The sequence below is a fragment of the Mucilaginibacter aureus genome, from assembly GCF_053514885.1.
This window is the reverse complement of sequence record NZ_CP170601.1, coordinates 1,208,763-1,222,450: the sequence shown is the minus strand read 5'-3', so window position 1 is coordinate 1,222,450 and position 13,688 is coordinate 1,208,763. Positions and strand designations below refer to the sequence as shown.

The 13,688-nt window shown below is 44.7% G+C and carries 13 protein-coding genes; 6 read left to right on the top strand and 7 right to left on the bottom strand.

Going from position 1 to position 13,688, the window contains the following annotated elements; all coding sequences use genetic code 11:
• Window positions 1–132 precede the first annotated feature (132 nt).
• Entirely contained in the window at window positions 133–1,545 is a 1,413-nt protein-coding gene (locus tag ACFGVR_RS05065; RefSeq protein ID WP_448701564.1) for a glycogen synthase, read from the top strand.
• A gap of 12 nt (window positions 1,546–1,557) precedes the next feature.
• The gene (locus ACFGVR_RS05060; protein WP_448701563.1) at window positions 1,558–2,820 is read left to right on the top strand and encodes a glucose-1-phosphate adenylyltransferase; all 1,263 of its coding nucleotides are present in this window, start codon (window positions 1,558–1,560) and stop codon (window positions 2,818–2,820) included.
• 48 nt (window positions 2,821–2,868) lie between these two features.
• On the opposite strand, the gene ACFGVR_RS05055 is transcribed toward ACFGVR_RS05060, so the two are convergent.
• From ACFGVR_RS05055 to ACFGVR_RS05040, 4 genes are all read right to left on the bottom strand, one after another.
• Complete coding sequence (locus tag ACFGVR_RS05055; RefSeq protein WP_448701562.1) at window positions 2,869–3,546, bottom strand: metal-dependent hydrolase; 678 nt, start codon at window positions 3,544–3,546, stop codon at window positions 2,869–2,871.
• Between the two features lie 61 nt (window positions 3,547–3,607).
• Window positions 3,608–3,922, bottom strand: a complete 315-nt coding sequence (locus ACFGVR_RS05050; protein WP_448701561.1) for a YbaB/EbfC family nucleoid-associated protein — start codon at window positions 3,920–3,922, stop codon at window positions 3,608–3,610.
• A 45-nt stretch (window positions 3,923–3,967) separates the two neighbouring features.
• Window positions 3,968–5,272, bottom strand: a complete 1,305-nt coding sequence (locus ACFGVR_RS05045) for a serine hydrolase domain-containing protein (RefSeq protein ID WP_448701560.1) — start codon at window positions 5,270–5,272, stop codon at window positions 3,968–3,970.
• 124 nt (window positions 5,273–5,396) lie between these two features.
• Window positions 5,397–6,185: a hypothetical protein gene (locus tag ACFGVR_RS05040; protein WP_448701559.1), complete on the bottom strand. Its 789-nt coding sequence runs from the start codon at window positions 6,183–6,185 to the stop codon at window positions 5,397–5,399.
• Window positions 6,186–6,306: 121 nt separating this feature from the next.
• Between ACFGVR_RS05040 and pepT the strand changes: the two genes are divergently transcribed.
• Window positions 6,307–7,539, top strand: a complete 1,233-nt coding sequence (gene pepT / locus ACFGVR_RS05035) for a peptidase T (RefSeq protein WP_448701558.1) — start codon at window positions 6,307–6,309, stop codon at window positions 7,537–7,539.
• Window positions 7,540–7,613: 74 nt separating this feature from the next.
• Window positions 7,614–8,102, top strand: coding sequence for a hypothetical protein (locus ACFGVR_RS05030; protein WP_448701557.1), 489 nt, complete (start codon window positions 7,614–7,616; stop codon window positions 8,100–8,102).
• Window positions 8,103–8,303: 201 nt separating this feature from the next.
• Here ACFGVR_RS05030 and ACFGVR_RS05025 read toward each other — a convergent pair whose 3' ends face one another.
• Window positions 8,304–8,780: a nuclear transport factor 2 family protein gene (locus ACFGVR_RS05025; protein WP_448701556.1), complete on the bottom strand. Its 477-nt coding sequence runs from the start codon at window positions 8,778–8,780 to the stop codon at window positions 8,304–8,306.
• 203 nt (window positions 8,781–8,983) lie between these two features.
• On the opposite strand from ACFGVR_RS05025, the gene ACFGVR_RS05020 reads away from it, so the two are divergent.
• The gene (locus ACFGVR_RS05020) at window positions 8,984–10,375 is read left to right on the top strand and encodes a DNA/RNA non-specific endonuclease (protein ID WP_448701555.1); all 1,392 of its coding nucleotides are present in this window, start codon (window positions 8,984–8,986) and stop codon (window positions 10,373–10,375) included.
• A 63-nt stretch (window positions 10,376–10,438) separates the two neighbouring features.
• Here the strand turns inward: ACFGVR_RS05020 and ACFGVR_RS05015 are convergent, their stop codons facing one another.
• Entirely contained in the window at window positions 10,439–10,780 is a 342-nt protein-coding gene (locus tag ACFGVR_RS05015) for a hypothetical protein (RefSeq protein ID WP_448701554.1), read from the bottom strand.
• Between the two features lie 463 nt (window positions 10,781–11,243).
• On the opposite strand from ACFGVR_RS05015, the gene ACFGVR_RS05010 reads away from it, so the two are divergent.
• The gene (locus tag ACFGVR_RS05010) at window positions 11,244–12,611 is read left to right on the top strand and encodes a DEAD/DEAH box helicase (RefSeq protein ID WP_448701553.1); all 1,368 of its coding nucleotides are present in this window, start codon (window positions 11,244–11,246) and stop codon (window positions 12,609–12,611) included.
• Window positions 12,612–12,694: 83 nt separating this feature from the next.
• On the opposite strand, the gene ACFGVR_RS05005 is transcribed toward ACFGVR_RS05010, so the two are convergent.
• Window positions 12,695–13,672 (bottom strand): transglutaminase family protein, encoded by a 978-nt coding sequence (locus ACFGVR_RS05005; RefSeq protein WP_448701552.1) that lies wholly within the window; start codon window positions 13,670–13,672, stop codon window positions 12,695–12,697.
• Between the last annotated feature and the right edge of the window lie 16 nt (window positions 13,673–13,688).

The window sequence follows — 13,688 nt, the reverse complement described above, 5'->3', positions numbered from 1 at the left end:
TATATTAATGCTTGTAGTGTAAGCCAGCATTTATTAAATTGAGTGTAAAAATTTGTTTAAAAAACACATTTACCTGTTATAGGTTATTAATTTAGGATATGTTTACCTAATTTAATGCCATAATATTGCTCAATGAAGATATTCCATCTGAGTGCTGAATGTTACCCGGTAGCCAAAGTTGGCGGCCTGGGCGATGTAGTTGGCTCGCTCCCTAAATATTTAAATAATGCCGGGCTTGATACCTCGGTAGTAATGCCTTATTACGACAGGAAGTTTACCCGCGAAAACCAGTTTGATGTGGTTTTTGAAGCTTCTTCAAAACTGGGCGACAGGCGGTACGAGTTTCAGGTCTTAAAGGAAAAAACCAACAAATTGGGTTTTCCTTTATACCTTATCAGCGTGCCTGGTTTGCTTGACCGCGAAAACATTTACAGCTATCCCGACGAAACGGAGCAATTTGTGTTTTTTCAGCTGGCGTTTCTCGACTGGCTAAACTGGTCGCAGCAAACTGCCGATGTGATCCATTGTCATGATCATCACAGCGGACTGATACCATTCCTGTTATATCACTCGGCATTGTACCGCCGCATATCGCATATCCCCACCGTATTAACCATACACAACGGGCAATATCACGGCGCCTTTGGCTGGGATAAGTTTAATTACCTGCCCGAAATTGACCCTAACGCAAAAGGGCTGTTAGACTGGCGTGGAGGCATTAATCCATTGGCATCGGCGGTAAAATGCGCATGGAAATATACTACGGTATCGCCAACTTATTTGCACGAATTGACCATCCAGTCGAACGGGTTGGAATATTTGTTTTATACCGAAGGCCAAAAAGGGAAAGGCATTATTAACGGTATTGATACCCAGGTTTGGAACCCCGAAACCGACCCGATGCTGGTAAAAAACTATCACCTCAAAACAGTTGACAAAGGCAAGCACGAAAACAAGGTGGCGTTTTGCGAAAAGTTCGGGCTTTCGCCGGATAAGCCCTTGTTTGTTTTTATTGGCCGTTTGGTTGATGAAAAGGGTGCCGACCTGCTACCTAAGATCATCAGGCAGAGTTTGGATAAGCACAAAGGCGAATTAAGCTTTATGATACTTGGTTCGGGCGAATCGGGCCTGGAACTGGAGCTGAAACAACTGCAGGACCAATTTGCCGGCGAGTGCAGTGTGTACATTGGCTACAACGAAGAACTGGCGCATCAGGTGTATGCCTCGGGCGACTTTTTACTGATGCCATCGCGGGTGGAGCCTTGCGGCTTAAACCAGCTTTATGCCCTGCGTTATGGCACCGTACCCATTGTACGCAGTACCGGCGGATTAAAAGATACCGTGATTGACTTTGGCGATGAAAATGGCTACGGCATTACCTTTACCAATATAAGCGCTGCTGAAGCCTGTGTTGCTGTTGACCGCGCTAAAACATTATACGCCAATACCCCGCATTTAAAACTGTTGCGTAAGCGGATGATGGAACTCGATTTTTCGTGGGATAAATCGGCCAGGGAATATATTGAACTATATGAAAGCCTTTAATTATTATATATTATGACATCGAAAGTAATGTGCATCGTATTGGGGGGCGGCCAGGGGAGCCGTCTGTTTCCGCTTACAGCTTCACGGTCAAAACCGGCGGTACCTATTGCGGGTAAATACCGTTTGGTTGATATACCTATCTCTAACTGCCTGCACTCTGGCATTAACCGCATATTCGTACTCACGCAGTTCAATTCGGCGTCGTTAAACAAGCATATTAAAAATACCTATCATTTCAGCAATTTCAGCAGCGCGTTTGTTGATATCCTGGCAGCCGAGCAAACGCCTACAAGCGTGGCCTGGTTTCAGGGTACGGCCGATGCGGTAAGGCAAAGCTTGCACCATATGAATGTGTATGAGTTTGAATATGTGCTCATCCTGTCGGGCGACCAGCTTTACCAGATGGATTTTATGGAAATGATTGAGCAGCATGAAAAAGCCAAGGCTGATATTTCTATAGCTACCATACCCGTTAATGCCACCGATGCACCAGGCTTTGGCATTTTAAAAACTGACAAAAATAAGTGGATAACACAGTTTGTTGAAAAACCTAAAACCGGTTTGGAAAGCCTGACATCCGAAGTTGGCGCCGAAATGGAAAAAGAGGGGCGGGTGTACCTGGCGTCGATGGGTATTTACGTATTTAACCGTAAGGTTTTATACGATTTGCTGCAGGGTAATGAGCGTACCGATTTTGGTAAGGAGATCATCCCGCAATCCATCAATAATCATAAAGTATTGAGCTATCAATACGAAGGTTATTGGGAAGATATTGGTACCATCCCGTCGTTTTTTGAGGCTAACCTGGAGCTGACAGACGAGATACCCAAGTTTAACCTGTTTGATAAGAACCACATTTATACGCGTTCGCGGATGTTGCCGCCATCAAAAATATCGGGGCCAACCCTCAAGAATACCATTATAGCCGATGGCTGTATTATTAATGCCAGCCATATTACACGATCGGTAATTGGTATACGTACCCGTATTGGCTTTGATACCGTTATTGAAAACTGCTATATTATGGGCAGCGATAATTATCAAACGCTGGAACAAATTCAACAATCGCGGGAAAACGGCACGCCTATAATGGGCATAGGCGACAGGTGCTGTATCAAAAACGCCATTGTAGATAAGAACTGCTACATAGGTAACGATGTTAAAATTAACTGCGGCGAACCTTTGGCCAATGGCGACTATGATAAGTATACAGTAATGGATGGTATTGTGGTGCTTAAAAAGCGGGCTGTGATACCGGATGGTACGGTGATATAAGCTTGATACAAAACAAGAAAGCCCCGGAATTTCCGGGGCTTTCTTGTTTTATAATTCTATCGTCTCGCCGATAGCCGGGAGATTAAGCTTAAGTCCGGCTTTGCTGAATTTGGTTTTAGCCTCTTCGTGATCGATCTTGATAACAGGGAAGGAATCGTAATGTACACCAACCACATTTTTGCAGTTTACAAAGCCAGCGGCCTTAATGGCATCATCAACACCCATGGTGAAATAGTCGCCGATGGGTAAAATTGCCCAGTCGAGGTTTTCGTCGGCCAGTAATTTCATATCATAGGTTAAAGCGGTATCGCCGGCAAAATAGATCTTTTTATCAGTGGTGGTTATTACAAAACCGGCTGGGTTGCCGCCGTATGAGCCGTCGGGTAAACCGCTCGAATGAATGGCCACTACCATTTTAACGTTGCCGAACTCCATTTTAAAGTTACCGCCAATGTTCATACCGGCAACTTTTTCAACGCCCTGCTTGTTCAGCCAGCCAACAATATCGGCAATACAAACAACCTGGGCCCCGCTGTTTTTCTGGATGGTAACCAGGTCGGCAATATGATCGCCGTGACCGTGGCTCAGTAAAATATAATCGGGTTTAAGGCTATTCACATCAATGTTTTTAGCCAATGGGTTATGGGTAATAAAAGGATCGAACAATACTTTTATCCCGTTAATTTCGAGTTGGAGGCACGATTGGCCGTAGTAAGTTAATTTCATGACGGAACAGTTTTTTGCTAATTAAAATATTTGGAATTGAATGTTTAACAATAGGTTAACGCTATTTGCCAAACAAGGCGCCTAAGCCGCCCATTCCGCCCAACATTTCCTTGGTCATGGCGGCAGTTTCGCTTTGGCTGATGTTTTCGGCCTGCTCAATGGCCTGGTTAACGGCGGTGAGTATTACATCTTCCAGCATCTCAATATCGCCTTCTTTTAAAACTATCGGGTCTATTTTTATCGATTTTATTTGCTTGTTGCCATTAGCGGTAACCACCACTACGCCACCACCTGCCGAGCCGGTTACGGTAATGGCATCCAAACGTTTTTTTACTTCGCCGGCTTTTTGCTGCGCTTCTAATAATTTATCAAACATGGCTATTTATGGATATTGCTTACTTAACAGAACATTTTTAAACGGTTAATGTTTAGCGGCTTTATGTTTTTTGGTGCTAGTGTGTTTTACCCTGATTTCTTTTTTCTTCTGCTTTACTGCAGCGGGCGCCCGCGACTGTTCGTCTTCTTCTTCGCCATCGCGGCCATAGGCTCCTGCACGTACTACGGGCATGCCCGTCATTTTAAACAGGTCATCCAGATGCAGCAGGCTGCCGTTTGTCATGTTATCCAGTAGCACGATCACTACATCCTCTTTCATATCGCGCAAAAAGTTATGACGGAACCCATGCCACCAGCCTGTATGATAAACCACTTTTTGATTGGGCCCCTCAAATAAGTGCCAACCGTAGCCATAGCCAAAATGCCCGTTTTTTAACGGAACACGATTGGTATAAGCCGAGTCTTGTGTTGATTGTTTAATGAGTCTGCCGGCACGCAGGGCGCGGTCAAACATAAAAAGGTCGCCAACGGTGCTGTAAATACCTTTGTCGCCTACCGGGCCGTCAAGGTAGTTTTGCGCTACCGAATACCGCCAGCTATTGCGATCGTGGCCCAGCACCTTAGTCGGGATCTTATCATAATTAGCCTTTGAGTATACATTGGTATGATACATCCCGGCCGGCAAAAAAACATTCTGCATCATATACTGTGCATAAGGCATTTGCGCGGCTTTTTCTATAATAGAGCCCAGCACCATAAAATTAGAGTTGTTATAGTGATATCCTTTATCGGGCACGTTATACCGGGCGGGTTTGTATTGGGCCAGCAAATCCATCATCTGCTGGTTGGTAACTCCTTTTTTCTGATCGCGGTGCTCTTTACGGAAAACATCATCAATAGAATAAACATAATTAGGCAGGCCCGACCGGTGTGTAAGCAGCATACGGATGGTTACCCCATGGTAGGGGAAATTAGGGAAAAAGCGCTGTACCGAGTCGGAAAGCCGCAGCTTGCCACGTTCCATTAATTGCAATATGGCAGTAGCCGTGAGGGTTTTGCTGATGGAGGCCAGTTCAAACTGCGAGTTGAGAGTAAGCTTGTTTTGATTTGGATAATCGGCCCAGCCAAAAGCATTTTGGTAAACTATCTTTCCGTTTTTGGCCACCAGCACGTTGCCGTTAAAGCCCGAGTGCAGGTGCAGGTTTTGCATATAAGCATCAATACGTTTATCGGCCTTATCGGGATCGTACTTTAAAATGGAAGTGTCCATTTTAGCAAGCGGGGCAGCAGCATTAGTAGTTTCGGCTTTTTCGGTATTGTGAGAGGAGCAGGCTTGTATAGAGAGTAGAAAAATTGCTGGAATGTAAAATTTTTTAGAAAAGAAACTCATAAAACGACGGTATCAAAATTAACAGAGGCGAAAATTATTAATTATCAACTGTAAACTGATACAATAGTTTTAAACAATCTCACATTGTGATGAGAAAACAGAAAATAAGGCGGTAGATATGTCGCTAATGGAACGACTTTCGCCAGGACGTTATGCTGCCAAAGTTAAATTTAATGCTGAAATGGATACCACCATAAGATTCATTTGATTTGGCCACTACCGGATCGGCAAAGCCATCAAGGCCATATCCTAATACAAAATTGTGCTGATAACCTATTTCGAGTATTATAGACGGGATATCGTAAGAGTTGTATATTTTATATTGATACCCCATACGCATAGGTATGATGATGTTCTGACTTTTATCGCTTCCGCCGATGTAGTAAGTAGAGTCGGGACTTAAGCGTGAGTGGTTATCTGAAATATTGTTGAACACCATGCCAACACCGCTACCAAAATAGAAATCCTTAAAGACACTCATCCAGCCATCGCCGAGGTCGAGAAATTCGCCCATAGCCATATCGGCGTGGATGTTAAACATTTGGAAATGGTTAGTATAGTTTAACTCATATGGGTCGGTTTTTGTGTATTGAATAGGGATATCGTTTAATAAAGAATCGTATTTGGCCGACAACGGATCGAGCGATGCCACTTTGGTACTGTAATAATGATCGAAACCGCCGGATAGGGTGCCAAACTGGAACTGAAGACCAATAGTAGTATATGGGCTTACATTATAACCCAAGCTGAAATGGAATGCCGGATACGACAATTGGTTGGGTACGCTGGTATAAGCCTTGATATAGTCGATACCGAGGCCCATTTGGTATTGTGAGTAATTGTAACCAAGTTGTGCCTTAGCTGTAAAAACGGCCGCCTGGATGAACAGGATAATTATTATAACTTTTTTCAAAATGTAGGGTTGTTATATAGTCAATAATGTTTTAAAAACATCACTTATATTTTTTGCTAAGTTTACCAAAAATAAAGTTTCATTTGATATAATCATGCCTTCTTTAAAAAATTCTGATTTTATGTTTACAGTAGCAGAACGATTTTTACGTTATGTTATTGTGGATACCCAGTCTGATCCCGCATCTTCTACCTGCCCGTCAACACTTAAACAGAAAAACCTGGGTAAAATTTTAGTCGATGAGTTACTTGCCATAGGTATCACTGATACGCATTTGGACGAATTTGGTTACGTTTATGCCACAATTGAGGCCAATACCGATAAAAAAAATGTGCCGGTAATTTGTTTTTGCTCGCATATGGATACCTCGCCCGATTGCAGCGGCCTTGATGTTAAGCCCATTGTACATCAAAATTACCAGGGGAACGATCTGATCTTACCTGATGATCATACCCAGGTTATCCGTATGAATGAACACCCCGACCTTAAAAACCAGGTGGGGAATGATGTGATAACCGCCAGCGGCACCACTTTGCTTGGCGCGGATAACAAAGCAGGGATAGCCGAAATTATGGATGCCTGTTATCAGTTGGTTAATCACCCGGAACTTAAGCACGGCAAGATCAGGATATTGTTTACACCCGATGAGGAGATTGGCCGGGGCGTTGATAAAGCCGACCTGAAAAAATTAGGCGCCGATGTAGGCTATACCATTGACGGCGAAAGCACGGGCACCATGGAAAATGAAACTTTTAGCGCTGATGGTGCGGTGTTAATTATTGCCGGCATCAGTGCGCACCCGGGCTTTGCCAAAGGTAAAATGCAAAGCGCCATTAAAATTGCCGGTGCTATAGCGGCGGCATTGCCGTTTGAGCTTTCGCCGGAAGGCACATCGGGTAAACAAGGCTTTGTGCACCCGGTTGGCATTAGCGGACATGTGGAAGAAGCCAAAATTGAGTTTATCATCCGCGATTTTGAAGATGCCAAATTGCAGGAGCATGCCGCGGTGATCGGTAAAATAACCGAAGATGTGCTGAAACAACACCCGGGAGCAAGTTATCGTTTGGATGTCAAACCACAATACCGCAATATGAAACAGGTGCTGGATAAGCATCCGCAGATTGTGGAAAACGGAATGGAAGCCATTAAACGCGCGGGTATGGAACCACGCCTGCGCAGTATACGGGGTGGTACGGATGGTTCGCGTTTATCGTTTATGGGACTGCCCTGCCCCAATATATTTGCCGGCGAGCATGCTTTTCATGGCAGGCAGGAATGGGTATCGGTACAGGATATGGAAAAGGCGGTGCTCACCATTATTAACTTATGCCAGGTTTGGGAAGAACGGGCATGATGTTTGGAACATGCTTTAGGTTTTAAACGTCTAAAAAGTTTAAAATTATTAATTTAGGAACACAAACTAAGATAATGGCCGGCGAAGAGGATTTTAACAAAATGGTTGAATTGCTGAAGCAAAAAGAGTTAGCCTGCAGGATAGAAAAAGAAGCCTATCAGCGCTGGGTTGACCTGATCACGCTGATCCGTTTTGGGATGATAGGGGGTGCCGGCCTGCTGATAGTTACCGCGCTGTTTAACGTCCTGCTGCGCCCGCTGGATTACCTAACCACGCAAAATACCATCATAGCCGTAGCCTGTTCGTTTACAGCAGTTTTGCTGGCCGCACTGCATATTGCTTTAGAAATGGATGTAGTGCACCTGGAGAGCAGGCGTTTACAACATGAGTATGAGTTGCTTGAAGTGAAATGTGCCGCCGCGCTAACCTTTAAATATAACGAAATGCGCGATGTTTACTTTGCCGCTCAGCAAAAACAATTGCTGTTAAAAAGCGAAGCGCAAACCAAGCCACCCAAGTGGATACGGCAGCAGGTGCAGTTAATAGAACGGAAGTTTTATTGATTACTTTGGACAGGGTTGTGTTTTTGTGTAGTTTTAAACTACAGGCATATTGGTTCAAAGTCGGGAGACTTTGAACAGCGGAAAGAAATTTAATATCGAACACCGAACATCCAATATCGAATAATGAAGTAAACTTCGACATTCTACATTCAAAATTCAGTGTTCGATATTCAAATCTTACCCAGTTTTTCCTCAATAAAATCACAGGTTGTTTTTATCCATATAAGCTTTCAGCTTACCCATTGCCGATTTTTGTACTTTGTTTTTAAACATGGGCAGCCACCCCAATAATAGTCCGGGTGTACCCAAGGCCTGCCGTGCCCATTTATAAAAATTAAAATGATCGGTATGGGTAACTATTTTCCCATCCTGTAAAGTAAAATCGGCATTGATGCGGTTAACAACCTTATTACCCGTTGCCGAAAAGGTATACCAGGCCGTCCATCCGGCTTCTACTTTATCGCCTTCGGCAGATAATATTCGGTACTCCACCTTAAAATCGGCACCACTGCTTTTGCAGAGCATTTGCCACATGGCTTTTACCTGCCGCGAGCTGAGGTTTGTAAATACCGCATCGCTAAATAGGGCATTGTCCGCATAACAATCCTGCATGGTTTGATGATCCCTGTTTTGAAACGCAGTATAAAAACGATCGATAACCTGTTGATCTATGTTCATGGCGATAGGTTAAATATGACCAATCTAAACATAAATTGTGATATATAGTAATAGTTGATTTATTCTTCAAATTAACAAATGTGCATAATTTTATTTTTCGTTTAATAACTTGTACAAACCATTTGACAATAATTTGTTAAAATTCAGTTAACTTTTGACTTTGCACTTTCGTATAATTTAACATCACCACTAAACAACCTCGCATGAACTTAAAAAGATTACTTCTCATCCCGGTAGCGGTTGCCATGCTGGCATCGTGCTCCAAAGACAACTCGGCCCCGGCACCCGATGCATCGTTAACACCATTTTCGACAGTCCCTACATTTGGGAACCGTATCGAAACCATTACCCAAACCTTTGACGAAGGCTTTGAAGCGGGTACTAAAACCGCTTACGCAGATGCCAACGTTACGCTGACGAGTGGTAGCTGGGATTTTAACCTCGCATTAATAGGCACCAGTGCATCTGATGCTATGGTTGGCTCCAAATCGGTACGTATTGAAACCACCGGGAGTATTGCCATGAATTTTAACGTAAGTACCGGTGCATCGACCGTAACGGTTAAACATGCACTTTTTGGCAGCGATGCAAGCTCGACATGGGAACTGTTAATGTCGACCAACAGCGGCAGCACTTATACCCAGGTTGGTTCAACCATAACCACATCATCAACAACGCTGGCAACCGCTACCTTTAATGTTAATACTAACGGAACGCTGCGCTTTAAAATATTAAAACTAAGCGGCAGCGGCCGTATTAACATTGACGAATTTACAATAAACAGCTTTGATACCGGCAGCGGTGGTGGTGGCGGTGGAGGTACCGTTGGCGATAATACCAATATGCTGTTAGGTAACCCAAGCAATGCAGGTACCAGTGTAACCTCCAATTTTAACAATTACCTGTACGACCATACTTATTATATCGACTCATATAACCGTGACGCGGGTGTGCCAAACTGGACAAGCTGGTATGTGGGTGCCACTACCTTAGGTAGTACAGCCCGCCAGGACGATTTCAGGGCTGATACCAACCTGCCTTCGGGTTGGTTTGAAGTTGGCCCGAGTGATTACTCGGGTACCGGTTTTGACCGTGGCCACAACTGTCCTTCGGCCGACCGTACTTTAACCGTAGCAGCAAATCAGGCTACGTTTTTAATGGATAATATGATACCGCAGGCGCCCAATAATAACCAGCATACCTGGGCCAATTTTGAAGATTACGGCCGCTCGCTGGTTACCGGCAGCGGCGACGAAGTGTATGTAATTATGGGTACTTATGGCACCGGTGGTACCGGATCGGGCGCATCAGCTACGACCATTGATGGTGGCAAAGTACGCGTACCTGCACACATCTGGAAAATTTATGTGGTGATACCTAACGGCAATAATGACTTAAGCCGCATTACCGCTACCACACGGGTTATTACTATTGATGTGCCAAACCTGAATACCGTTAGCAGCGACTGGACACAGTATTTAACTACTCCGGCGGCTATTGAAGCGGCAACAGGTTATACTTTCTTCTCGGCTTTGCCGGCTACCGTTCGCGCGGCATTGCGTGTTGAGCGTGACAGCGGAACCGGAACGATATAAATCACCTAAAACTAATTGCTGAAAGCCATTCCCGAAAGGGGATGGCTTTTTTATGCAGTTATTTTAACGATGATCGTGTTTGGCTATCTCTTTAGCGGCAAGAGCGATGAGCCGTTTGCCTTCGGTATTCAATTGGTTTTGTTTTTCTCCGTTAAGTTCGTAAAGGATATCTCCGTCCATATTGCTTTTGGCTACGATCTTTTCATCATTGGTTTGGTATTTTAAGTAACCACCGGGCGAGATACCACTGATAGCAGCGCCATCATTGGTTAAAGAGATATTGCCGGCATATTCGAGCTTGACATACCTGCCGTTGTTGTTGGTTACAATAGTAGTGTGGTGCCCGGTTTGGCAGGCTGCAAACGCAAAGGCTGCGATAATGATCAATAAATGCAACTTTTTCATGTGAGATTAAATTTGATAATCACAAAGGTATAATTAAACATGGTATTATGCAATACATAGTACTATTTATTTATTATAATGTTGATTAGTTGGATTTTAGCAGTATTTTACGTATATTGGGTGTGAAGCGCGAGGCCAGGATCAATGATTGAATGATTGATTTTTGAATGATTGAATAAAAAGGAGATCGAAAATTTCTTACAATTTCCCCCCTTGAGACAATGATTGAAGGATTGATTTTTGAATGATTGAATAAAAAGGAGGTCGAAAAATTTCTTACAATTTCCCCCCTGGGAACAGAGGCAAGAATCAAGAGTCAGGAATCAAGACTAAAACAATGGTGAATATTCTTACAATTTCCCCCCTGTTTTGATAAATCCGACATCCGAAATCAAATCAACTGCACATTGTTGATAGGCAAATGAACTAAAAGCAGTACCTTGCACTTTTTAATAGAAATACATTGACATTCGCTGATTTTAATTTTAACGAACACTTATTCGAGGGCCTCTCGGCAATGGGTTTTAATACGCCAACCCCGATACAAGCCGAGGCGATCCCGATCATACTTGCAGGCCATGACCTGATTGCCTGTGCACAAACCGGTACCGGCAAAACGGCCGCTTACTTGTTACCCATACTGCACAATATCAGTAACCTGCACAGCCCTAAGATCAATACACTGATCTTAGCGCCTACGCGCGAACTGGCCCAACAGATAGACCAGCAGGTGCAGGGCCTGGCTTATTTTACCGGGGCAACCAGCATGGCTGTTTTTGGTGGTGGCGATGGCATGGTTTACGAGCAGCAGCGCCGCGGTATACAGCATGGGGCTAATATCCTGATCGCTACGCCAGGTCGCTTTTTAGCGCATTTGGCCAGCGGGATACTTAAACTGGATACCGTACAGCACCTGATACTGGACGAAGCCGACCGGATGCTGGATATGGGTTTTCAGGATGATATTATGCGTATCATCAGCTTTTTACCAAAGAAGCGTCAAACCTTGCTTTTTTCGGCTACGATGCCTGGCCGGATCCGAAACCTGGCCAAGAGCATTTTGCATGAGCCGCAGCAGGTAAGCCTGGCGATATCGCAGCCGGCTGTTGGGATAGACCAGCAGATCTATAAGGTGCACGATAGCCAGAAAACACCGCTGATACAAATGTTGCTAAAAGATGCCGCTTATACCAGCGTGATTATTTTTGCCGGAACCAAGGATAAGGTAAAAGAGGTGTATAAAGCATTACGCGCTTTAAAAATACAGGTAGAAGCCTTTCACTCCGACTTAAAACAGGCCGAACGCGAGGAGATATTGCTTGACTTTAAGAATCGTAAGCTTAAAGTTTTGGTTGGCACTGATGTGCTTTCGCGGGGGATAGATGTGGAAGGTATTGACCTGGTGATCAATTACGATGCACCCGGCGACCCGGAAGATTATATTCACCGTATTGGCCGTACCGCACGGGCTGCAACAACGGGCACTGCGATCACTTTGATCAACGAGCGCGATCAGCGTAAGCTGATGAACATTGAAAAGATGATAGACCGCCCCGTTCCTGAAAAGGAACTGCCTGCCGAACTGGGCGAACCGCCGGTATTCCGTAAACCGGGTACGTTTAGTGAAGGCAACCGCCGGGGTGGTGGTAATAACAACCGCGATAAAAGGCCGAATAACAATCGGGGTGGTAACCGTACAGCTCCGCAAAGCGCTGATGGAAATACAGCACCCAAGGCCGATCATGGTCATGAAAAAGGTGGTGAAAAGCGGAGGTGGAAAGGTAAGCGGAAACCAAAACCACAGGGGCCGCAGGGGCCAAGCCCCCTCTAAATCTCCCCCTGTAGGGGAGACTTTTTATAGCTTATTTCTTTTGTTCTTAAAGCCCTCCCTTCCGGGGAGGGTTTGGGTGGGGCTCATTGCTGCTGCTGTTGCTGCTGAATCATTTCCAGATACTCGCGGTAGCTGTTTTTGGCAATTTTATTGATAGGTTTTATTGGCGGTGCCGGATGCGTTTCGTGTTCGTGTACTTCAATAGGATGTTCATCTTCGTGGCTACCTACAGATACGGCAACTTCGAGCATATGACTGGCAGAGCCTTTGTAAACACCTTTTACGGGCGAGCAATCGGTAAAATTACGACCAACGGCTAAGCGTACGTGGTTTTCGTTGGCGATAATGTTGTTGGTAGGATCGATACCCAGCCAGCCGTAATTTGGGATGAAAGCTTCAGCCCAGGCATGGGTGGCGCCTTCGCCGCGCATGGCGCCTTTAAAGGTGCAGATATAACCGCTTACATAACGGGCGGGGATATTTACCACGCGCAGCATTTCAGTGAGGATATGTGCAAAATCCTGGCAAACGCCGGCTTTCATTTTCCATATTTCATCAAGGGTGGTTTCAACGGTTGTTACGCCTTTGATGTAATCGAAGTTATCGTACACATATTTGCAATAGCGTACAGCGGTTTGGTAAGGGGTTTCGTTTGGAAGTTTCTGCGCTTCCAATAGTTCTTTCATTTCGGCAAGGCAATCAAAAGGTTCCTGGCGCAAAAAGTCGATGAACGGAACCTGGTAACGCAGGCGCTGCAGATCGGCCCATTGCTGTTCGGGGAACATATCATCATTAGGGTACATCCGGTGTTTGGTATGTACCAGTATCTTTGAGGTGATCTCCAGCCGGTAGTGTGGTTCGATATAAGTAAAGCCGCCTACCTCGTTGCCATAATAGTCAATATGGGTATCAACATGCGGATCGCCGCTTATTTTGATCTCGTGGCTCACCACCTCCTGAAAATCATCCTTTATTGGGTAAAGTATGATCTGGTTGGCGCTATCGCGAACGGGGCCATCATAAATATATCGGGTGGTATGTTGTATTTTAAACTCTGGCATAATGGTATGCTTGCGC